The following is a 21,868-nucleotide window of genomic DNA, read 5'->3' on the forward strand; positions in this document are numbered from 1 at the left end:
TGGACCCGTGCTATCGGGCCTTGCTACTCTGCGTGGCAGGTATGGTGTAACGAATCGTTACACGGGTGACGCCAACGCATGACTACGCCACTGTCGCCACCTGAAGCGGAGCGGACCGACGGATCATCCGTCAAGCTCGGCGCTCTCGTTCCGCTGAGTCGGCCCGGCTGGGTCGAGGCAGGCCGGCACTTGCTCGCTGGACTCGAGCTGGCCGTTCGCGAGGTCAATGACGCCGGCGGGATCGCCGGAAGACCCATCGAGCTGGTGGTCCGAGACACCGCGGCCGATCCACAGCGGGCCGCGGCGGCCGTCGATGAGCTGGCTCGCCTGGGCGTGGCTGCCTTGGCGGGGGAGTATCACAGCGTCGTCGCTCGCGCCGCTGCCGCCAGGGCCGACGCCCTCGGCCTGCCGTTCCTCTGCTCGTCAGCGGTCCTCGACGCGCTCACCGAACAGCCGACGGAATGGGTCGCGCGCCTCGCCCCGGCGCAGTCCCACGGCTGGCGGATCTACGCGGACTTCCTCCTCGGCGCGGGCCACAGGCGCATCGCCGTAGCAGCCGATTCGAGCGTCTACTGGGCGTCTGGGGCCCGCGTTCTGCGGGACCACCTCGCTCCACGCGGCGGCACCGTCATCGAGCTCGACATGCGCGCGCTCACCCCCGCGGCCGTGTGCGACGAGCTCGCCGGCAATCGCGCGACAGCCCTCCTTCTTCTGGTCGGCTACCCGGAGCCGGCGGTGTCGATCGTCAAGTCTGTCCGCCGCGACCAGGGCCTCGCCGAGATCATGATGGGTGCTCCGGCCGGGCAGCCGGAGTTCGCCGAATGGGCGGCGTTGCTGGGGGGCGACAGCGCCGCGATCCCGTTCTTGCGCTACCTGCCCGAGCGCCTCAGCCCGCTCGGCGCCCGAGTCGAGACGGCCCTGCGCGAGCGGCTGGCCGAAGCGCCCTCCTTCGTCGCCTTCGAGGGCTACGACACGGTCGCCGTCCTCACCGATGTGCTGCGTTCTCACGGCGCGGACCGGGCGCGCACCGCCGGATCCTGGGCGCGCGTCGCGGTCGAAGGCACCCGCGGGCAGATCCGGTTCTCCCGCGCGCCAGGCATCAGCGTCTGGCAGTGGGCTTGGCCGCCGGTCCAGGTCGTCGATCGAGATCCGGCGGAACCCGATCGCTTTCGGATCCTTCACGCCGGCTGAGAGAGCACGCAGCTCCGCCTGCCGGAGGCGCCGCTCGAAGCTCGAGAGCGAGCAGTCCAGATGGGCTCGCTGCCTTCTCCTTCAGGGGTTCAGGGGCGGATGGCGAGCAGCGTCGGCGTTTGACCCGGCGCCGCGGCGGCCATCGCGTCGATCAGCGCGCGCGGCTCGCCAGGCCCGACGGCCCCCGTCTTGCGGACGGCGTCGACCCTGCTGAGCCCCCACAGGAGCGCGGCCGCCGCCGGCGTGGGCAGGCGGCTCAGCGTCACCATCGGCTCCGGCGTGATGGTGTTTCCGAGGTGGCGCACCAAGCGGAGCCCTTCCTCCATGGCGCGCGCGAGGCGCATCGCCTCTGCCCACGACACGCCTGCGTTCCGCGCGTGCGCCGTGACGATAGCCACCATCGCCGGCGCGACGAGCGCCGCGTGCGTGCGCAGCCAGCTCTCCATGTCGGCGTGCACGACGGCGGGAATGCCGGCGTCCGTGAAGACCTTCGCCCACGCCGCGTCCGTCACCGTGGTGACCATGCCTCGGGTGACGACCTTCGACGTCAGCTTGCCGTCCTCGAGGGTCGCCAGGATCGCAGGGAAGCCGAAGGCGAAGCGCGCCGGGCCCACCGCCTCTCGGAGGCGGCCCAGCGGCTCGAAGGTGTTGAACATGAACATCACGGCCTTCGCCGCGCTCCCGGTCAGCGCAGGGAGCACGGCGTCGACCTGGAACGCGAGCACCGTCACGAGCACCAGATCCCACGCCGTCGTCGCGTCGAGCGCGGCGCTCACGCGCACCGCCGCGCGCTCGCCCGAGGCGCTCACGATCGCCTCGTCCCGCCGCAGCTGCTCCAGCCGCTCTCCGCGGGCGACCACCGTCACCTCGTGCCCCGCGCGCGCGAGCTGAAAGGCAAAGGTGCTTCCAATCCTACCGGCGCCGACAATGGCAATCTTCATGCGTTACTCCGTGGCTCCTGTGGAAAGATCTGTTCTCTGCGCGCCGTTGTCGTCACCGCGCCGCGGCCGGCAGCGCCCTGGCGCTCCGGCAACGCCCGCGCCTGCAATCTCGACACCGCGCGGCGCCATCGTCATCGTCATCGTCATCGTCATCGATGGCGCGCGCGCATCGGCGTTAAACCAACTGGATGGTTTAAATCTAGGGAGCGGCCTTGGCCGTGTCAACTGGGCGAGGCGGCGGCGCGCTCTCCTTGCCGCGCGCCACGGCGTGTGCTCCATGAAGGAGCCACCCATGCGCTACGATTCGGCGGCGACCAAGAAGAGGCTCCTCGACGCTGCGCTCGACGAGTTCGCCGAGCGAGGGCTGGCCGGCGCGCGCGTGGACCGCATCGCGGAGCGGGCCTCGGCGAACAAGCAGGCGATCTACGCCTATTTCGGCTCCAAGGAGGGCCTGTTCCGCAGCGTGCTCGACGAGCGGTGCCAGATCGCGTTCGACGCCGTGCCCTTCGACCCGTCGGACCTGCCGGCCTTCGTCGCAGGCGTCTTCGATCACCTGGTCGAGAATCCGAAGAGCGTGCGGATGATGATGTGGAGGCAGCTCGAGCTCCCCGACGAGGCGCAGCACGACGTCGCGACCGCCAAGGTGCAGGAGCTCGCCGCGGCCTACGACCTCGGGGCGACACCGAAGCTGTGCGCCGAGGACCTGTTCGTCCTCCTCCTCGGGCTGTCGATGTCCTGGTTCAGCTTCGCGCCAAACCAGCCGGTCGCGAAGGGATCGGCGGCGGAGCAGCGGCTGCACGCCTTCAGGCGCTCGCTGGTCACGGCGGTCGACGCGGTCGTGAAGGCGATGGCGACGAAGAAGCGGTAGCTGGTCCGTGCCGGGCCCGGGCGCCATCCGCCGCCGAGGATGCCGCCGGCGCGCTGCCAGTCGAGGCGCGCGCGCGGCAGGCGACGACGGCAGCATGCGAGCACCGGGGCGCTCAGGGGAACCACGCGGCGACCCGCACCACCTCGTGCGCCGCGCCGGCCAGGCCGTCGTCGCCCGCGAGGGCGGCGATGAGCGGCGCGAGCTTCACGAGGGTCACGCCGTCGCCTGCGAGCGCGGCACCGCGGTATTCGCCTGCGAGCGCGTCGAGCAGGAGGCCGATGGCGGCGACGGCCCCTTCGGCCGGAAAATGGCGGGCCAGCGGGACCAGGTCGAGCAGGCGGCTCGGCTCGTCGGCGCCGAAGCGCAGGGCCAGTGGGAGGGCCTGACGCGTGAACTCGGGGGCGTGCGCGGGATCGTGGCGCGCCAGGATGCCGAGGGCGGTCAGGCGGCCACCGTCGCTGAGCAGCGCGACCTCGGCGAGGAGCGCGTCGCTGTGGCCCGTCGCCGCGAACCAGGGGCAGACGTCGAAGAGCATCCAGCCGCGCTCGCGCGGCTCGGCCTGCTGGATGGCCTCGTCGATCCGCGCCAGCTGCCGCGCCGGCTCCGCGGCGAAGGGGAGGCTCCGGGCCAGCGCACGCACGCGCGCCTCGACTGGCAGCGCCTCGAGCAGGTCCTCGGCGGGATCGCCCAGCGCCCGGAGGCGCGGGATCAGGCTCTCGAGGAGCTCGGCGGCGCGCTCGCCGAATTGGGGTGCGAGCGCTGCGGCGCGGCGGGCCTCCGGGGCGTCGAGGAACGGCACGAGCTCCGCGAGAGTCCGTTGCATCAGCAGGTCGTACGGGTTGACGTGCTGCTCCACCGCGGCGAAGGCGGCGCGTACGCGCTCGGGATCGCCGAGGCCGCGCGCGAGCGCGGCGAGCGCTCGCGCCCGCGCGGGCCCAGGCAGCGCCTCCGCGTCGGGCCAGAGCGCCTCGGCGACCGCACGCGGGTAGCGGTCGGCGAACAGGTCGAGATCGCCAGGATCTCCGCCGCTGTCACGGAGGACGGCGAGCGCCTCGCGCACGACGGCGATCCCTTCCTCTTGAGGCAACCACTTCGCCACGAAGAGCATCTGGCGCGCTCGCTCCTCCGCGTTCTCCGTGGTCCGATACGCGGCGAGCGCTTCCCGCGCGAACGCGTATCCCGCCTCGCCCCCGACGACGTCGGCGAGGCTCAGGAGGACATCCCCGCGGAACTCGACGTCCGTGGTGTGCCGTGCGGCGTCCGTGGCCCACGCGAGCACCTCGGCGCGCGCCGGGCCGGCCGTCATCGCCGCGCCGAGCGCAGTGAGCGCCCTGGCCTGATCTCGCTCGTCCGCGATCGGCGCCTTCCGAGCGAACGGCTCGACGCCCACCGGGGCACCGTGGTCTTTGCGGCGGGCGCACTGGTTCACGCTCGCCTCGACAAGGGCCGCGCGCACCGCGAGGGCCGTTGCCTCGTGACTCATTGGAAGCGGCTCGATGGCGTGGCGGCGCACGCGCTCGAGGTCGGCGACGAAGCCGAGGTAGGCCTCGGGCCGGGCCATCCAGCGGGCGAGGTGCTCCTCGGTGACCAGCGCGGCGAATGCCTGGAGCGGCGCGGCGGCGTGTTCCAGGTGGGCGCGCGCGTAGGCGCACGGATAGCCGGCCGGCGGGAGCGATAGTAGACGGCGGCGTGACGCGTCCCGCGTGTCGTGGTCGAGGTGCGCCTCTACGTCGCGGCGGGCCGCGTTCGAGCGGAACGCGTACGTGCCCTTGATGACCGTGACAAGCGGCTCGATCCCGGCGAGGGCACCCTCGATGTGGGCCCCGAGGGCGGTCGTGATCTCGTCGTCGCGAAGTCGGCCGTAGGCGACCGAGAGCAGGCCGAGGAGCTTGGCTGATGCGGCGCCTGCGGTCTCGAGGAACTCCGCGGGGTCGCCCGGCACAGGCCAGGGCCGCACCGGCAGCGGATGGATCCGCGTGCGCGCCAGATCGAAGCCGAGGCGCGAGATCCACGCGCGGGCTGTGGCGTCGTCGCCCTCGACGGTGGCGAGCACCTTGACGCGGGGACCCACGGCGGAGAACAGCGCTGGCCAGGAGACGAGCGGTTCCGCCTCCTCGACGTCGGTGATCGCGAGCAGCAGCGACGGCTCGCCCTCTGTCGGCCCCACGCGCAGATGCTCTTCCGCGATCCGCGTGCGCAATAGCCGAGGTGGGCCGCCCACATAATCGGCGCGCAGCCGCGAGGTGAGCAGCGCGACCAGGTCGCGCTCGAGCCTGAGATCAGGCCCGATCGGCACGAGCTGCGCAGCGTAGGCGGTGCCTTGCTGCTGCGCACGGACGAGGTGGGCGGCCACGACCGCGCGCCGGCTCGGGCGCGGGCCGTGCAAGATCGCACAGGGCAGGTCCGGCTCGTCGAGCCATCGGCCGAGCGCGGCCAGCGCGGTGTGCTCCTCGGTGTCGAGCTTGGTGCGCGACGCCTCGCGCCAGGCGCAGCGGAAGGCGCGCTCGACGGGCGCGGGGGCGGGGATCCGGGGCGGGGGGGTTGTCATCGCACGCGTCAGGTGGTGAACGGGGGGGTCGTGGAGCGCACCGTCCGGATGTTCTCTCGTCGAGAGTTTGTATCCTGGCTGCTCTGCGTGAAAGTACCGTCCCACCGACCCGTCTTGTTCACCTTGGTCTCTTTCTTTTGATTCGGGCCGAGCACGCCGCCCTTCGCGTCCTCTCCGATGTTGGCCGGATGGAGGCCGAGCTCTCGGAAGATCTGCGCGCACATGGGGCAAGGCGCCATGCCCTCGCCATCCTCGTTCGTGGTCTCGATCGTCGCGCCGTTCCTGAAGCGCTTCTGAAGCTCGGCGCGCACCTCCTCATTCGTCATCTCAGGTTTCCCCTTCGCGGTTCGCTGGGCGTTTCCTTCGGCGCGGATCTGGCGCGCCATCTTGTGCAGCGCGTCCACCTCCGAGCACGTTGTGTCCCCCGTCGGGGTTTTCTGCGGCTCGCGCGCTCTCTGCGCGTTCTTGACAGCCTCGGTGATGGCGTCGTCCTTGCCGAACTTCTCGCGGTGAGCCTCTGCGTTCGGCCCGCCGCGCTCTCCCTGGCTCTTGCCCTCGATATCCGCCGCCACCCCGCGTCGGTTCTTTGGATCGGTGAAATCCTTGCCCTCCGGGTTCTTCCCGGCCGCGTTCCGGACGGTCGAGAACGGCATCAGCCCGCTCGGATCGACGAACCGCGTCGGCGCGTTGCCGGCATAGTCGAAGCCGTTGAACCCGCCGTCGAGCCCCGCCGGGTCCGCGCTCAGGTACCGGCCGAGCGCGGGATCGAAGTAGCGGTAGCGGTTGTAGACGAGCCCCGTCTCCTCGTCCTCGTACTGGCCCGGGAAGCGGAGCGGCGTGGTGGTCCGCCCGCCCTCCTTCACCTTCGCGCTGAACGCGGATCGGTCGAGCTCGCACACCACCTCGCCCGCGGGGCCGACCAGGCGCTCCGGCGCGCCCACGTCGTCGTTGAGGTAATGGAACCACGGGCTCTCCTCGCGCCGCCCGTCCGCGACGCGCGTGTCGCGGTGGGCCCAGGGGGCGTACCGGGCCTCCTCGAAGCAGTACGTGCGCTCCTCCACCACGGGATCCCCCGCCGCCTGCGCCACGCGCTTGATCTCGTGGACGAGCACGCCGCCGTCCCACACGAAGCGCACGCTCGACACCTCGCGCCGCCGCCCGTCGGGCGCTCGCTCGAGCGTGCGCTTCCCGATGCGTCGCGCGAACGGATCGTAGCTGAGCTCGACCACCCTCCCGTCGGGCCTCTCGACCGCGGCGAGCAGCCCGAGGGCGTTCCACCTGTACCGCGTCAGCCGCCCCTCCGCGTCGCGCGCGCTCGTGAGCCTGCCCGACTCGTCCCACGCGTACGTGGTGCCGCCCTTCTGCACCAGGCGGTTCCCGGCGCCGTAAGCGCGCTGCTCGCCGTCCGGCTCGTGGAGGTTGCCCGCGGCGTCGTACGCGAAGCGTTGCCCCCGGCCCCGCTCATCGCGGATCCCCAGGAGCTGTCCCGCGGGGTCGTGCTCGAACAGCCTCCGGCCGAGCGCGTCGTCCCACGACTCGACGAGCTCCGAGCACGGCCCGTAGCGGAACGCCTGGTACACCGTCGTCCCCGGCGGGCGAGGGCCGACCCACTCGGGCCGGCCGGCGCCCGCGCTGGCTTGCGCCGGGTGGCCCACCCAGCGCTGCGCCATGCGGCCGAGCGCGTCGTAGACGACCTGGATGCGCCCTCCGTCCGGCAGCGCGCAGGCGATCTCGCGCCCGAGCGCGTCGTGCGCGACCCCGACCGCGGTGCGCCCGTCCAGCACCACCTGCGTGGCCCGGCCGCAGGCGTCCCGCGCGAAGGCGGCCGAGTGGCCCAGCGACGTCGTCCGCTGCACGACGTTGCCCATGAGATCGTACGTGCGCCGCACGGAGAACGCTTCCCCCGACGCGATCTGCCGCTCCTCCACGACCCAGCCCACGGCATTGCGCGTGAACGTGAGCTCCCCGGCGGGCGTGACGGCGGCGATCAGCTGGCCGCAATGATCGTACTCGAACGACTCCGTGGCCCCGTCCGGCAGGGTGCGCCGTACCAGCTGTCCGGCCGCGTCATAGGTGAACTCCGTGAGCTCGCCTGCGCCGGTCTTCTCGTGGAGGAGCTGCCCGGCCATGTCGTGCCGGTAGTACTTCTCCAGCCCGGCGAACGTCCGCTCGTACACCATGCGGCCCGCTGTGTCGTAGCGCATGAGGTACACATCCCCCCGCGCGTTCTCGGCCTGCACGAGGTGGCCCTCGCGATCGTATCCGAGCCGGTTCACCTCGCCGTTCGGGCGCCGGATCGCGCAGACCTTGTGGAGACCTCCGCGATCGAAGCGCGTCGAGGTGCCGTCCGGGTGATCGACGCGCACGACGTCCCCGTTGCGGTCGTGGACATAGCGGGTCACGCCCCCGTCCGGGTGGCGCACGGCGACGCGATCGCCCCGATCGTTGTAGGCGTACGACGTGATGTGCCCGAGCGCGTCGCGCACCGAGAGGCAACGTCCCCAGTAATCGTAGACGTGCTCGGTGACGGCGCCTGTCCCGTCGATCTTCTGGATCACGTTGCCGTGCGCGTCGTGGGCGAAGCGCGTGCGCGCGCCGTTCGGCGCGACGGTCTCCGTGATGAGCCCCCGCGCCTCGATGCGGACCTCGAAGGTCGCGCCGATCGGATCGGTCCAGTACAGGACGCCCGGGGTGCGCGTCACCTCCGTGACGCCGCCGCCTGGATCGGTGACGCGACGGATGTGCCCGTCCGGCTCGCGCTCGATGACGGTGATGCGGCCCAGCGGATCGCTCACGCGGAGCGTGCGGCCGCGGGCGTCGCGGACCCAGGTCGTGGTGGCCCCGAGCGGGTTGGTGAACGAGCGGAGATTGCCATTTTCATCGTAGGTGCGGCAGTAGACGGCCCCGCCGGAAACGGCCTTGTCGAGCTTGCCGAACTCGTTGGCGAAATAGCGGTGAACGGTGATCGAGTCCGCCACCTCCGAATACCCATCCTCGCCATAGACGAGCGCGCAATGGTAGATCCCCCGCGCCTTCGTGCCATCGGCGAGCCTATCGGGCACGCCCTTCGCGAGGCCCAGGCGCTCCGGATCGGGGTGATCTCCCCAGGTCTCGACGCAGCGGCCGCGCTCGTCGTACCGGAAATGGAACGTGAGATCCTCGGGATCCGTGCGCGATGTCAGCCGGTGATCGTCGTAGGTGTAGCGGGTGACGCAGCCCTCGGCGTCCGAGTCGGCGACGAGGTCGCCGCGTTCGTCGTAGGTGTAGCTCCGGAGCGTCACCCACCTCCCTCGCTCGGGGGCGTTCTTGATATCGAGCGCGGCGATGCGGCCGTCGGGCGCGCGCCGCACGCGCACCATGCGGCCCGCGGCGTCGGTGATCGACTCGATACGCCCCTCGCGGTAGGTGAGCCGCGTCGTGTTGCCATGGGCGTCGCGTACCGCGGAGAGGCGGTATGTCGCGCCGTCGCGTTCGGAGAACAGGTAGAACGTGCCAGCGGCGTCATCGAGCACGAACCCGCTGGCGTCGCGGGTCAGGACCCAGCCGTCGGGGCCGACGCCCGCGTCCCCCTCGGCGATGGGGTCGAACGAGACCGCCGCGCCCGTGTCGGTCCACAGCACGGTGGTCTGGCGTCGCACCTCGACGGCCCACGCGAACGAGTGCATCCAGCCGAAGCCCAGGCCGATGTCGCGCTCGTGGGCGCTCGTGCTGTAGCGGCGCACGAACCGCAAGCCGAGGGGGCCGAGCAGCTCGAGGTCGACCACGGGATCGGTGAACACGCGGCCGGTGGCGACGTCGACCGGGTCGCCCTTCGACACCTTTCCGCTCTTCTTCGACCCGTGGTGGTTCGGGCAGCCGGAGCCATCGCCGCCCGCGCCGCCGCATGCCGACTTCCCCCCTCCGCTGGCGCCGTCGCCCCCGTCGGAGCCGTCGGCGCCCTGGTCCTTGCCGCTCCCCTTGCCGCCCTTGCCGCCCTTGCCGCCGCCGCCGCCGCCCCCGCCCATGATGAAGACGCCGGGGTTCATGCCGGGGATCGCGGGGATATTCGGGACGGGGGCCGTGCGCGCCATGGCGCGAGCGTAACAGGGGGGCACAGTGCCGGAAATGCGCATCCTGTTGCGGCAAGGGGTGAGCTGTCGGTATCGTGCGCGCCATTCGCCCTTTCAGGAGCTCTGCCGTGCACAAGATCTACCTCGTCCTTTCCGCAGCATTCCTCGTTACCTCTACGGCCTGCTCGGATGAATCCGATTCCAGCGGTACGAGCAATGACCAGACCAGCAGCAGCACGTCGGCCAGCAGCGCCTCGGGCAGCGGTACCGGGGGCAGCGGCGGGTCCGGGACCACGGGCGTCGGAGGAGGCGGCGCTGGCGGGGCGGGTGCGACGAGCGGCTCGGGCGGCGCAGGCTCGGGCGGCGCAGGCGAGGGCGGCGCGGGGACAGCAGGCGGGCCCGCTACCGGGGCCGGCGGGGACCCGGGCACGTCATCGCTGGGTTTCTTCGTATCCACCCCGAGCGACAGCGGCGGCGATCTCGGAGGGATCGCCGGCGCGGACGCGACCTGCCAGGCGCTGGCGGCCGAAGTGGGCGCCGGCGGCCGCACGTGGCGCGCGTACCTGAGCACGAGCACCGAGGATGCCCGCGATCGCATCGGCAAGGGGCCCTGGGTCAACGCCAAGGGGGTCACGGTGGCCGCCAGTGTCGAGGCGCTGCACGCATTGCCTGGCGGCAACCCGGAGCTCTTCGTCGATCACAAGGGCAACCGCATCAACGGCCAGTGGCAGGGCTCTCCCACGCCGATCGAACACGACATCCTCACGGGCTCGGCGGCCGACGGCACGGCCCTGGCCGCCACGTGCAACGACTGGACGTCGTCCACCGCCACGCCTGGGCCGCAGGTGGGGCACTCCGACGGCCTCGGTCCGAACATGAACAGCCAGGCCCCCTACAACTCGTGGAACTCCGTGCACGCCCCCGCGGGTTGCAGCCAGCAGCAGCTCGTGGCGGTGGGCGGCGCGGGCCGTATCTACTGCTTCGCCGCGGACTGAGCCTTCGTCCAGCTCAGGCGGTCGCGCCGGGCTGGATGCCGTTCAGCGCCATCATCTTCCGCCGCTCGTCGTCCTTGTTGAGGCCGCGGTACCGCTCGTCGAGCTTCGCGATGTCGAGCTTCAGGATACGGCCGTACAGCGAGAGGGCGACGCCGACGATCGACGGGTGGCAGGCGGACTTCACCCGCTCATCGTAGTAGGGATACGCCGCCTCGTGGAAGCTGCGCAGGTTGTAGAACGGGATGCCCGGGAACTTGTGGTGCTCGTTGTGGTACGTGACGTTGTTCCAGAGGAAGTTCGTGACGCGCGCGCTCGTCCCGTAGGTGCGAGAGCTGTAGGCGTCCTCCCCCGGGAGCATCTCGTAGTGCTCGATCATCGAGGTCACGCTGGCGAGGATGGCGCCGAAGACGAACGGCAGGACATAGAAGAAGAAGAACACCTGGAGCGGCATGACCCAGAAGAAGAAGGCCATGAGCCCGTAGAAGCCGAGGAGCTCCACGTTCATCTTGACGCGCTGGAGCGGCGACAGCCGCTTCACGTACCGCGCCATGCAGCCGAGGAAGTAGAGCGGATAGGCGAACGTGTAGACGGCGAGGAGCAGGAGCCTCGCGAGGACGGGGTTCCGCGTGTAATCCGTGACCACGAAGTTGTCGACGTCAGGGTACGTGTTCGCGATCTTGTGATGATGAAGGTGGTAGTTCGTGTACAGCGTCACGCTCATGCCGGTCGGCGCCCAGCAGAGCAGGGCGATGACGTACGAGGCGAGCTTCGAGCGCGAGCAGCTGCCGTGGACGGCGTCGTGCGCCACGGCGCCGAGGCCGCGGACGATGTTGGCGATCAACCACGAGCAGGCGACCCCGATCGGGATGGCGAGCGGGTGGTGCTGCGTCGCGTACAGCACCCACGTGACCGCGGCCCAGATGGCGAAATGAAGCGGGATCTTGAGCAGGTGAATCGGGTTGCGCCTGTAGGCAGCCTGCAGCAGCTCCCGCGGTACTGTGTCCATGCCGGCCATGCTGATCTCCGTGTTTCTCGCGCGTGCGCGGCCCGGAACTTCGCAAAAAACAGGCGGGAAAACAAGAGCACGCCCGCTTTTTGCCCCCGCGGCGCGAATGCGCCTACGCGCCTGCGCGCGGGCCGGCGACAGGGCTTCGCGCCGCTTGAGGGGCGCGTTCGCCGCCGCTAAGACGCGGCCATGGGGACGCGCATCGAGAAAGACAGCTTCGGGCCGATCGCGGTGCAGGACGACCGCTACTGGGGGGCGCAGACGCAGCGTTCCCTCGAGAACTTCCGGATCGGGGGCGAGCGCTTCCCGCGGGAGATGATCGCCGCGCTCGCCACCGTGAAGAAGGCGGCGGCGCTCGTGAACCGCGATCTGGGGCTCCTGCCGGCCGACAGGTGCGCGCTCCTCGTCGCGGCGGCCGACGAGGTCATCGACGGCAAGCTCGACGACCATTTCCCGCTCGTCGTCTGGCAGACGGGCAGCGGCACCCAGACCAACATGAACGTGAACGAGGTCATCGGGAACCGCGCGATCGAGATGAGCGGCGGCGTGATGGGCTCGAAATCGCCGGTCCACCCGAACGACGACGTGAACAGGTCGCAGAGCTCGAACGACGTGTTCCCGACGGCCATGCACGTCGTCGCCGCGCTCCAGATCGAGCGGCGCCTGCTCCCGGAGGTCCGCCGGCTGCGCGAGACCCTGGCGCAGAAGAGCGCGGCGTTCGTGGACATCGTCAAGATCGGCCGCACGCACCTGCAGGACGCGACGCCGCTCACGCTCGGGCAGGAGTTCTCCGGCTACGTGGCGCAGCTCGACGCCGGCATCGCCGCGGTGGAGCGCGCGCTCCCGCCGCTCCACGAGCTGGCGCTCGGGGGCACGGCGGTCGGGACGGGGCTCAACGCCCACCCGGAGTTTCCGGCGAAGGTCGCCGCCAGGATCGCCGAGCTCACGGGGGCGCCCTTCGTCACCGCGCCGAACAAGTTCCAGGCGCTCGCGTCGCACGACGCCCTCGTCGCGGCGCACGGCGCGCTGAAGGTGCTCGCCTGCAGCCTGACCAAGATAGCGAACGACGTCCGCTGGCTCGCGAGCGGGCCGCGCTGCGGGATCGGCGAGATCACGATCCCGGAGAACGAGCCGGGCAGCTCGATCATGCCGGGGAAGGTGAACCCCACCCAGGCCGAGGCGATGACGATGCTGTGCGCCCAGGTGCTCGGCAACGACGTCGCGGTCGGCATCGGCGGGGCGAGCGGCAACTTCGAGCTCAACGTGTACAAGCCGCTCATCGTGCACAACGTGCTGCAGTCGATCCGGCTGCTGGCCGACGGCTGCGCGTCGTTCGAGGAGCACTGCGCGCGGGGCATCGAGCCGAACCGCGAGCGCATCGAGCGGAACCTGCGCGAGAGCCTGATGCTGGTGACCGCGCTGAACCCGCACGTGGGCTACGACAGCGCGGCGAAGATCGCCAAGAAGGCGCACGCGGAAGGGACGACTCTCCGCGAGGCGGCGCTCGCGCTCGGGATCCTCGACGGGGGGAAGTTCGACGAGATCGTTCGGCCGGAGAGGATGATCGGGCCTTCCGGGGAGGGGTGAGGCCGCAGCGGACGGAAGCGCCAACCGGGCGCGAGCCTCAGGCGTCACCTCGCACGAGCATCCCTTGGCGCCGCAGCTCGGACGCGATGAAGGGCGCGCGGTGCTCCAGGAACGGGAGATCGATCCCCTTGTTTCCCGGGCCGAGCCGATAGAGCTTCACGTATTCTTCCCGTTGTTGCCAACATTCACGACGGTTCAACATGGGCAGGGTGTTGTCGATCTTCGCATGCTGCGCGTTCGGCGCGCCGCGTCCTCGCTGAACGTGAAACGTCGCGAAGTCGAGCTCGAACCATCCTGCCTGCACCTTGAATGGGTCCACCACATCCAGCACATCCTTGGCCGTGTTCACGCAGGCGGCGCTCAGCCGATAGTTCGACCACTCGTAGACGAGGCGCCAGTTCGCCGACGTCGGGATGAAGTGGTCGACCGTCGGGCTTCCCGTCGCCTTCTCGATGTGCATGGCGAGGTACGCGCACCGCTGGCCGTAGAGGTCCATCATGTCGTCGAGCGTGCTCTTGCTGTCAGCTTCACGAGGCTGACGCCAGAGGGCCGGGAATTTCTCCGAAGGGATGTCCTCTTCGCGAGGGTAGGTCTTCTTCGGCTTGCGGCCCCCCTTGCCCTTCACAGGCTTGCCCAAGAGCCTCGCGATCGCCTCTTTGCCTCGCTTGCGAACGAGAGCATCGAAGCTGGGCGGCTCGGCGGCCAGGACAACCGGGATCACGCCCGCTTCCGCCTCGGCTTCGCCGGTGCCTGTTTTGCTCGACGGTCGCGGAAGTACCCCCATCGCACCCAGAACGGGTCGATGTCGGGCAGACCGGCGTCTCTCAGCGCCTTGTCCGCAGCGACGACGGCGGCGTCGGAGGCCGCCTCTCGGTCCATCAGCGCCAGAGCCGTCTTCACGGCTCGCTCGCCCTCGAGGGATCTGGGCTCCTTCAGATCGAACGCTTCGCTCGTGAGCCAATTGCCGATCTCGCCGTGGCGCACGTAGGTCCGCGGCGTCAGCTTGACGGAATAGGGCTTGCTCGTGCGGTCCAGATCGAGATCGAACCAGGCGTCCTTGTCGGCGTCAAAGAGAGGCTCGACCGAAGCCAGGACGAGCGGGGAGTGCGTCGCGGCGACGAGCTGGACACGCGAACCGTGTTGCCCGGTGAGGATGTCCATCACCTGCAAGAGCGCCGGTACGATGCGTCGCTGCCATTGCGGATGCAGGTGGGCCTCGATCTCGTCGATGAGGAAGACGACTTCTCTCGCCGGTGGCTCGCCGCGCACCTTCGCAGAGGCAAGGTGCTCCTCCCACGTCCAGATGAGCAGGTAGGCGAGCGCGATGATCCGGCGCATCCCGGCCGAGGCGTGGATGACGGCGACGTCTTCGCCGTAGGGCATGCGCAAGGTCGGGTACCTGAGCGGGTCGCTCACCGTGAGTTTGCGTAGATCGCCCGCTTGGAGCTTCTCCTTCTCGTCGCTCGATGGCGACAGCGCTCCGAGGACCTTGCTCAGGAGCTCGAAGGGACGGCTCTTCTCGCGTTGCCACGAACCCCAGTCGCGAAGCAGGCCCTCGCAGTATTGGTTCCCTGCCCAGACCTCGGACGCCGAAAAAAGGTAGGCGTTCGGGCGATCGGGCGCGTCTTCCGTCCAGTAGTTCCGCGCCGGATCCCAGACGGAGAACCCGCCGTCCACCTGCGCATAGAGGATGAGCCCAGGGATCGCGGGGCGACCCTGGCTCACGCTCCATCGCTCGGAGGCGGGGTCGTACTTGCTCGTGTAGGCGTAGGGCCTGGGTGTCTTCTTTGTGTACGAATACGAGATCGACGCGCCTCTCGTCGTGGGGACGACGGGGTGACGGGCCCACGTCCGCGTCAACGCCCACCACGCCACGTCGAGCAGGAAGCTCTTCCCGAGCCCGTTGTCCCCCGTGACGAGGTTCAGCCTCGGCGCCAAATTCATCGTCATCTCGGGCGCGGGGCCGACGTTCTTGAGGTGAATCGACTCAAGCATGGGCGCGGGTTCGCTTCATCTGCTTCGGGTTCTTGTCGATGGTGCCCGGCATCGTGTCGGCGGCGCGGCTCGCGAGCGCGGGGCAACCGTTGCCCGCGTCTGCCGACGTACACCAGAGGCCGCGGAGACGGCAACCTCTCTGTCGCAGGGGAAAGCGCTGGCGGGCGCCCGCAACCTTGCGATCGCACTGGGGGAGCGGAGCGAGTCGAAGCCCCACGTCCGCTTCATCAGCACGGCCCGCTCGATCTCGCCGAGCCGCCTCCCAGTGGCGAACGGTGCCTGGGGAGAGCCAGCGCCCTCTTCGGGCGCCGTGGGGGCTCTAGAAGCCGTCCGTTCGCCCAGAAACCCTGCCCAAGAACAAGGATCTCAGGGCAAAGCCCTGTTGAGAGCCTCCCGTCAGAGTTTTTTCCCAACCCGGAGGCTGTCGACAGCCTCCGGCCAGAGTTTTTTCTCAACCCGGAGGCTGTCGACAGCCTCCGGCCAGAGTTTTTTCTCAACCCGGAGGCTGTCGACAGCCTCCGGCCAGAGTTTTTTCTCAACCCGGAGGCTGGACTAAGGAACGGCCCACGGCAGCCGGACGTGCGCGCCGGGAAGGATCCCCTGCTCGCCAGGCAGGTTCCAGACCACCGGCGACACGGGGAGCACCACCGGCGCAAGCGTGACCTCATAGCGGCCCAGCTCGAATGTCGCGCCCGCCTCCGGAAACCCCTGCGTCGGGTCGTCGAGCCCCACCAGCGCCTCCGGATCCTGGAATATATCCGAGGACGGAAGCGCCGGCGCGCTCGCCTGCGGCAAGTCGCTCACCCGCTGTAGCGCCTCGTCGACCACACGCTTCCAGTTACGTCCCATCTGCGCGGACGGAAGCTCCGCTGCCAGCGTCTCCAACCGCGCCTTGAACTGTGCGTCGGACAGCACCGTCGCAGTCCGCTCTGCGGGCGACCGGGGCGGCGGCCCGACCTCCTGCGCCTGCGCCAGGCCAGGCGCAGCCAGCACCGCGAGCAGCGCCACGGCAGCTCCATGCGCTCTCCTGCACACCCTCATTCACCACCTCCTTTGCGCGCCTTCGCGCGGCTGACGGACATCCAGCGAGAGGTCGACCGCGCGGAGCGCCGGTCATTCCGGCCTTCCGCGCGGCGGCGGGGCGAGCCCGCCTCCGGGAACGGGCGGCGATCGACGTCGAGCGCCGCGGGGTTCGGGAGCGATCAGTGTACGCCCATCGCAGCTGCCCGGAAAGGGCAACACGCCCGGTGCGCGCGGGTGCGAGGCGGCGCGTTGACACCCTGTCGACACGTGGGATAGACGAAGGCGCCTGCCAGCGGCGCTGTCGCCGAGTTCGTCGCGATTCCTCTCGCCCGCCGGCCAGCACGGACGCCAATGACACCTTGCGCATGGACTCGTCGCGGTACGGATCCTCGATGTGCCCGGCCGCGGCGCCGCGGGGGCAGCACGGCGCCGGACGGCGCTGCGCTCGCCGCTCTCCTTCTGGCAGCGGTGGCGCTCTGGTGTCCGCAGGCCAGCGCGCAACCCGCCCAGCAGCTGCCAGCCCAGCCTCCAGCCGCCGACGCGCTTCCGGTTCCCCCGCCCGCGGCGCCGACCATCCCGGTCGCGCCAGCCATCCCGGTCGCGCCGCCGCCCGGCGCGGCTCCCCCCGGCGGCGCGCCGGCCACGCCACCTGCAGGCGCCGCGCCCGGCACCCCGGCGGCCGCGCCGGGCGCACCGCCTACCGGCGTCGCGCCGTCCGCTGTCGCCGCACCAGGCGCGCCCGCCGCCAGCCCGCCTCCAGCAGGCGCCGCGCCTGCCGGCGCCGCGCCGTCCAGCGCTGCGCCGCCCGCCGCAGCAGCGCCGCCCGCGTCAGCGGCCAGTCCGCCTCCTGCCGGATCGGCCTCCGCGCCGGCCGCTGGCGGACCGCCGTTCCAGCTGGCGATCGGCCGCCTCGTGCTCTCTCCCCTCGTGCTCGTGCAGGCGCAGGCCGTCCCCTACGTGGGCGAGGACGCCTTCCTCCAGGCAGGCGACGTCGCCGAAGGGCAGGGGTTCCGCCTGCGGCGCGCCCGCGTCGGCTTCGCGGGGAGGCTCGCCGGGTATGTGCCGTTCGCGGTCTCGGGCGAGCTCGCCGGGGGCGCGGACGGCTCGGCGCGGCTCTCCGAGGCGTGGATCGGCTACGCCCACTTCCCGTTCGCGAACCTCTACTTCGGCGCGCACGACGTGCCGTTCAGCCGCTCCGCGATGGCCGGCGCCGGCGAGGGCGCGCTCATCGAGCGGCCCCTCGCCGTGCGCGCCATGGCGCCCGCCCGCCAGGTCGGCCTCCACGTCGAGGGGCACCTCCGGGGCAGGGCGTTCAGCTATTTCGCCGGCATGTTCAACGGCTTCCAGCGCTCGGATCAGTTCTTCGCCGGCTACGTCGAGAACGCCGCGAGCTTCGGCAACCGCTTCGACAACGTCGCCTACGTCGCGCGGCTCGCCACCGAGCCGCTCGGCCCCCTCCCGCGCTCGGTGCAGGACCTCGCCGTCTCGCGCCTCCGCGTCGGCGCAGGCGCGAGCTACTTCTTCAGCGACGGCGGGACGCGCGACATCCACGGCATTGGCGCCGACGTCCTGGTCCAGGCCGCGGGCGCGCACGCGCTGGCCGAGCTCCTCTGGAACCAGAGCGACCCCGAGAGCACCCCGACGCAGCCGCTCGGCCAGCTCGCCCCGGTCACGTCGATAGGGCTCGTCGGCGAGGTGGGGTATTTCGTGAAGCGCATCAAGCTCGGCGTGAACGCGCGGTTCGAGTGGCTCGATCCCAACCTCGATCTATCGGACGAGACGGACAGCTGGGCCCTCACCGCCGGCGCGAGCTACCACTTCATCGACAACACGCTCAAGGCGCAGGTCGACTTCACCCACCGGCAGGAGCGCCACGGCATAGCGCTGGACAACGACGCCGTGGCGCTGCAGCTGCAGCTCAACCTCTAGGACACCGATCACGTTGATCGAGCGAGAAATGAGCCGCCAAGGCGCCAAGGACGCCAAGAACAAAACACAATCTTGGCGTCCTTGGCGCGCTTGGCGGTTCAAATTCCTGTTCTTTTCTGGGGTTTCAACCCGTTTGTCGCTCTAGCAGTCCGCCATGCGAAAACGCCGCTCCGCCCTCGCGTTGGTCGCCCTCCTCGGCCCGGTCGGCCTGGTCGGTTGCGACGATCCGAACCTCCTGCGCGCCAAGCCGATCGAGAACCGGTTCGAGCTGGTCGGCGGCCCGGTGGCGATGGCCGATGTCGGCGATTTCCTCCTGGAAAACGACGAGATCCGGGTCGCGATCCTCGGCCCCCGCCACTCGCCGGGGCCGGGCGTCTACGGCGGCTCGCTTGTCGACGCCGACCTGCGCCGCCCCGATCCGCGCTTCGCGAGCGCGTCGGGCCGCGACCGCTTCGCCGAGTCGTTCCCGGTCGCCAACCTGCTCGTGCCCGATCCGGGCGCCACCGAGGTCTTCGTTGTCAACGACGGCTCGGACGGGCAGGAGGCGGTCGTCCGGGTCGAGGGCGACGGCGGCTTCCTCTTCCACGCGCTCGGCGTGCTGAAGACCCAGGAGGACCTGCTCGGCCTCCTGTTCGACGGCCTCAAGCCGGCGATGCGCTTCCGCACCGACTACGTCCTGCGCCCGGGCGAGCGGTTCGTCACGATCCGCACGACGCTCCTCCTGCCGGACGAGGTGCTCGGGTGCCCGAGCGTCGCCTCGTGCGCGCTCGAGTGCGAGGACGGCCTCGCGGCGGGCGGCGACGGCTGCCCCGCGTGCGCCTGCGGGGAGCCGCTCTCGCTCGACAACTACGCGGGACCCTCGGACATCTTCAGGGGCATCCTTGGCGACGAGCGGAACGGAGATCCCGAGCGCAAGGGCGGGATCGTCGCCGGCGATTTCGTCTTCTTCGGCAACCAGAACGACATCTTCGGCCCCGGCATGGGCTTCGACGAGGAGAAGGCGGTGTTCGACGCCCTCTTCGCCGGCCGGGACACGTTCCAGCAGCCGCTCGGCTTCGACTTCGTCGCCGCGGCGGGCGGCGACGTCAGCTACGGCTATTTCACGAAGGCGACGGAGGGCGGCCCGCCTTCCACGGTCAACGTCCCCGTCTTCACGAGCGCGGCGACGGCCTTCCTGAGCGCCGGGCGGAGCTGCCTCGCGGCGGGTTCCGACGACGAGGCGTGCGACAGGAAGCGGTCGTTCACCTACGAGCGCTACTTCGCCGTGGGCGAGGGCGACGTCGCGAGCGTCGCCGAGGTGGTCTACGGCGCCCGGGGCACGCCGACCGGATCGCTCGAGGGCGCCGTGCGGTGGCGGTCGACGGGCGCGCCCGTGCCGAACGCGCGGGTCCACGTCTTCCGCGACCCCGACCCGGGCGCCGCCTTCGCGAGCGTCGACGCGCTCGTCGAGGCGAACCTCGCGCGCTCGGGGGACGTGGGGCTGCTCAGCTCCATCGACGCCGACCTCGGGCTCGATCCGGTGGAGGACGGTGACTTCCACGCGCGGCTCGCGCCCGGCGGCTACCTGCTCGTCGCCGAGAACCCCGAGGGCACCGCCGTGTCGGCGCCGATCCGCGTGGCGCTCGGCGCCGGGGCCACGGTCTCGGTGGCGGCGGAGCTGCCGAGCCCCGCGCGGATCGCGTACCGGGTGGTCGACGAGGGCGGCCGGCTCGCGCCAGCCAAGCTGACGTTCGTCGCGCTCGACGCCGCGGGGCTGCCGCTCGAGGGCGACGGCACGAGGCGGGTCTACCTCGGCCACGGCCGCCTCGGCAGCGGCGTCCGGCAGATCGAGCGATCGGCGACGGGCGAGGGCGCTGTCGAGATCGAGCCCGGGCGCTACCGCGTCCTCGCCACGCGCGGGCCCGAGTTCGGCCGGTTCGAGATCCCCGACCTCGAGGTGCGCGCCGGGGAGGTCCGGCGGATCGAGGCGGTCGTGCCGCGCGAGGTCGACTCGACGGGCTGGATGTCGATCGACATGCACCTGCACCAGCGCCCGAGCTTCGACAGCGGCCTGCCGCTCGAGGAGCGGGTGACCTCGGCGGTCGTCGAGGGTCTCGACGTCGCGGTGACCACCGACCACGACGTGCACACGGATCTCGCGCCCGCGGTGAGGCAGCTGGGGCTCGAGCCGCACCTGAAGACGGCGGTCGGCGCCGAGGTCTCGACGCTCGAGCTCGGGCACTTCATCGGCTTCCCGCTCCGCTACGACGAGCTCGACGTGCCGGATCACGGCGCCTTCGACTGGGTCTGCCGCGCGGGCGGGGACGTGATCGACGGGGTGCGCGCCACGGCGGCGGAGGGCGAGGACGCGCTCGTGATCGTCGCTCATCCGCGCGACGGGTTCATCGGGTACATCGACCAGCTCGGCGTCGACCCCTTCACGCTGCGCCGGTCGATCCCGACGCTCGAGGCGAGCAACCCGCTGTTCCAGGCGGGCAGCTGCGATTTCGACGCGATGGAGGTCTTCAACGGGAAGCGGCTCGATCTGCTCCGGACCCCCACCGTGCAGGAGGTCGTCGATTTCAACCGGTGCCTGTCCCGGATCGACGCCGCGAACGACGAGGCGTCGCTCCGCGCGGCGTGCGCCGAGCTCCCTTTCGGCCTGCCGGCGTGCAAGCCTGGCGAGCGGTACGCGGCGTGCCAGCAGCGCGCCCGCTCGGCGCTCGCCTGGAGCGTGACCAAGCGGATCCTGACGAGGACACCCGAGGAGCAGGACGCCGTCTGGGACTTCGACAGGACCGCGGCCGACGGGGAGGCGCTCTGCCTTGGAGGTGAGGGCGGCGCGGTCCCGCCGGAGGACGCGGATCGGCCGTGCACCTTCCACGCGGGCCAGGTCGACGACCTGTTCCGCTACCTCGACCACGGCTTCTCGCCGACGCAGGTGGGGAGCAGCGACAGCCACGGCGCCTCGCTGGAGCCCGGCTTCCCGCGCACCTATTTCCGCTCGCGGACCGACCAGCCGGCGGCGCTCGATCTCGAGGAGGCGACCGGGGCGCTCCGCGCGGGCAGCGCGTTCGCGACCTACGGGCCATTCCTCCGCGCGAGCGTGGGCGGCGCGACGTTCGGCGGCGTGGCGCGCGCCCCGGGCGACACGGTGCCGCTCGACCTGCGGATCGAGACGGCGAGCTGGTTCGGCGTGGATCGCGTCGAGGTCTACGTGAGCGGCCGCCTTGTCCGGGTGCTCGAGCCGCCTTCGGGGCCGTCGGCGATCGTGGACGTCGACGAGCGGCTCGAGTTGCCGGCGCCGCCGTCGGACGGCTGGGTCGTCGTGGTGGCGATGGGCCTGCGCGACGAGAACCTCCTCACGCCGGTCGCGCTGCCGGTGTCGTTCGGCGAGCTCCAGCTGCCCCGGGTCGCGAGCCTCGCGTTCACGCAGGTCGAGGCGCTCTCCCGGTTCTTCACGGCGTCGCCGCCGGTCCCCGACTGGTACCCGGTGGTGCCCTACGCGGTCACGAACCCCATCTTCCTCGATCGCGACGGCAACGGCGCCTACGACGCCCCGCGCGGCCCGCCCCCGTTCTGCGCGAGGCCGTGCGACCCGGCCGTGCTCGATCCGTCGCAGTGCCCGGAAGGGCAGCAGTGCCTGGTGAACGAGCGCGTCTGCGGGATCTTCGTGCTGGGCCGCTGCGAGGGCAAGCAGGCGTCGCCGTAGCGCCCAAACGATGGCCGCGCGCGCGCGGCCCGCGCGCAGACCTCA

Annotated in this window: 13 protein-coding genes; 6 read left to right on the top strand and 7 right to left on the bottom strand. The window is 71.0% G+C overall.

Annotation, left to right across the window (positions count from 1 at the left end; all coding sequences use genetic code 11):
* Window positions 1-78: 78 nt before the first annotated feature.
* Complete coding sequence (locus WMF22_RS49825) at window positions 79-1,191, top strand: ABC transporter substrate-binding protein (RefSeq protein ID WP_438034311.1); 1,113 nt, start codon at window positions 79-81, stop codon at window positions 1,189-1,191.
* A gap of 89 nt (window positions 1,192-1,280) precedes the next feature.
* On the opposite strand, the gene WMF22_RS49830 is transcribed toward WMF22_RS49825, so the two are convergent.
* On the bottom strand, window positions 1,281-2,132 hold the full coding sequence (locus WMF22_RS49830; protein WP_438034312.1) for a ketopantoate reductase family protein: 852 nt from the start codon (window positions 2,130-2,132) through the stop codon (window positions 1,281-1,283).
* Window positions 2,133-2,424: 292 nt separating this feature from the next.
* Here WMF22_RS49830 and WMF22_RS49835 point away from each other — a divergent pair, with 292 nt between their 5' ends.
* Window positions 2,425-3,000, top strand: coding sequence for a TetR family transcriptional regulator (locus tag WMF22_RS49835; protein ID WP_437296861.1), 576 nt, complete (start codon window positions 2,425-2,427; stop codon window positions 2,998-3,000).
* Between the two features lie 112 nt (window positions 3,001-3,112).
* Here WMF22_RS49835 and WMF22_RS49840 read toward each other — a convergent pair whose 3' ends face one another.
* Entirely contained in the window at window positions 3,113-5,548 is a 2,436-nt protein-coding gene (locus WMF22_RS49840) for a hypothetical protein (protein ID WP_438034313.1), read from the bottom strand.
* Window positions 5,549-5,556: 8 nt separating this feature from the next.
* On the bottom strand, window positions 5,557-9,618 hold the full coding sequence (locus WMF22_RS49845; RefSeq protein ID WP_438034314.1) for an RHS repeat-associated core domain-containing protein: 4,062 nt from the start codon (window positions 9,616-9,618) through the stop codon (window positions 5,557-5,559).
* Between the two features lie 107 nt (window positions 9,619-9,725).
* On the opposite strand from WMF22_RS49845, the gene WMF22_RS49850 reads away from it, so the two are divergent.
* Window positions 9,726-10,592, top strand: coding sequence for a hypothetical protein (locus WMF22_RS49850; RefSeq protein ID WP_438034315.1), 867 nt, complete (start codon window positions 9,726-9,728; stop codon window positions 10,590-10,592).
* Between the two features lie 13 nt (window positions 10,593-10,605).
* Here the strand turns inward: WMF22_RS49850 and WMF22_RS49855 are convergent, their stop codons facing one another.
* Entirely contained in the window at window positions 10,606-11,598 is a 993-nt protein-coding gene (locus tag WMF22_RS49855; protein ID WP_438034316.1) for a fatty acid desaturase family protein, read from the bottom strand.
* Between the two features lie 189 nt (window positions 11,599-11,787).
* Between WMF22_RS49855 and fumC the strand changes: the two genes are divergently transcribed.
* Window positions 11,788-13,185 (top strand): class II fumarate hydratase, encoded by a 1,398-nt coding sequence (gene fumC, locus WMF22_RS49860; protein WP_438034317.1) that lies wholly within the window; start codon window positions 11,788-11,790, stop codon window positions 13,183-13,185.
* Window positions 13,186-13,222: 37 nt separating this feature from the next.
* Here the strand turns inward: fumC and WMF22_RS49865 are convergent, their stop codons facing one another.
* From WMF22_RS49865 to WMF22_RS49875, 3 genes are all read right to left on the bottom strand, one after another.
* Entirely contained in the window at window positions 13,223-13,906 is a 684-nt protein-coding gene (locus WMF22_RS49865) for a hypothetical protein (RefSeq protein WP_438034318.1), read from the bottom strand.
* A complete protein-coding gene (locus WMF22_RS49870; RefSeq protein ID WP_437296869.1) occupies window positions 13,903-15,180 on the bottom strand; it encodes an AAA family ATPase in 1,278 nt (425 codons plus the stop codon). The genes WMF22_RS49865 and WMF22_RS49870 overlap by 4 nt, the downstream gene beginning before the upstream one ends.
* Before the next feature lie 552 nt (window positions 15,181-15,732).
* A complete protein-coding gene (locus WMF22_RS49875) occupies window positions 15,733-16,188 on the bottom strand; it encodes a hypothetical protein (RefSeq protein WP_438034319.1) in 456 nt (151 codons plus the stop codon).
* A gap of 927 nt (window positions 16,189-17,115) precedes the next feature.
* Between WMF22_RS49875 and WMF22_RS49880 the strand changes: the two genes are divergently transcribed.
* Both WMF22_RS49880 and WMF22_RS49885 read left to right on the top strand, forming a co-directional pair.
* Window positions 17,116-18,132 (top strand): porin, encoded by a 1,017-nt coding sequence (locus WMF22_RS49880; protein ID WP_438034320.1) that lies wholly within the window; start codon window positions 17,116-17,118, stop codon window positions 18,130-18,132.
* Between the two features lie 154 nt (window positions 18,133-18,286).
* Complete coding sequence (locus WMF22_RS49885; protein ID WP_438034321.1) at window positions 18,287-21,823, top strand: PHP domain-containing protein; 3,537 nt, start codon at window positions 18,287-18,289, stop codon at window positions 21,821-21,823.
* Window positions 21,824-21,868 lie beyond the last annotated feature (45 nt).

Source organism: Sorangium sp. So ce204, assembly GCF_051526795.1.
Classification (GTDB): domain Bacteria; phylum Myxococcota_A; class Polyangia; order Polyangiales; family Polyangiaceae; genus Sorangium; species Sorangium cellulosum_B.

Coding starts and splice junctions, on each gene's coding strand:
- fumC (WP_438034317.1), top strand. CDS start 11,788: ATGGGGACGCGCATCGAGAAAGACAGCTTCGGGCCGATCGCGGTGCAG.
- WMF22_RS49830 (WP_438034312.1), bottom strand. CDS start 2,132: ATGAAGATTGCCATTGTCGGCGCCGGTAGGATTGGAAGCACCTTTGCC.
- WMF22_RS49855 (WP_438034316.1), bottom strand. CDS start 11,598: ATGGACACAGTACCGCGGGAGCTGCTGCAGGCTGCCTACAGGCGCAAC.
- WMF22_RS49885 (WP_438034321.1), top strand. CDS start 18,287: ATGCGAAAACGCCGCTCCGCCCTCGCGTTGGTCGCCCTCCTCGGCCCG.
- WMF22_RS49825 (WP_438034311.1), top strand. CDS start 79: ATGACTACGCCACTGTCGCCACCTGAAGCGGAGCGGACCGACGGATCA.
- WMF22_RS49835 (WP_437296861.1), top strand. CDS start 2,425: ATGCGCTACGATTCGGCGGCGACCAAGAAGAGGCTCCTCGACGCTGCG.
- WMF22_RS49840 (WP_438034313.1), bottom strand. CDS start 5,548: ATGACAACCCCCCCGCCCCGGATCCCCGCCCCCGCGCCCGTCGAGCGC.
- WMF22_RS49870 (WP_437296869.1), bottom strand. CDS start 15,180: ATGCTTGAGTCGATTCACCTCAAGAACGTCGGCCCCGCGCCCGAGATG.
- WMF22_RS49845 (WP_438034314.1), bottom strand. CDS start 9,618: ATGGCGCGCACGGCCCCCGTCCCGAATATCCCCGCGATCCCCGGCATG.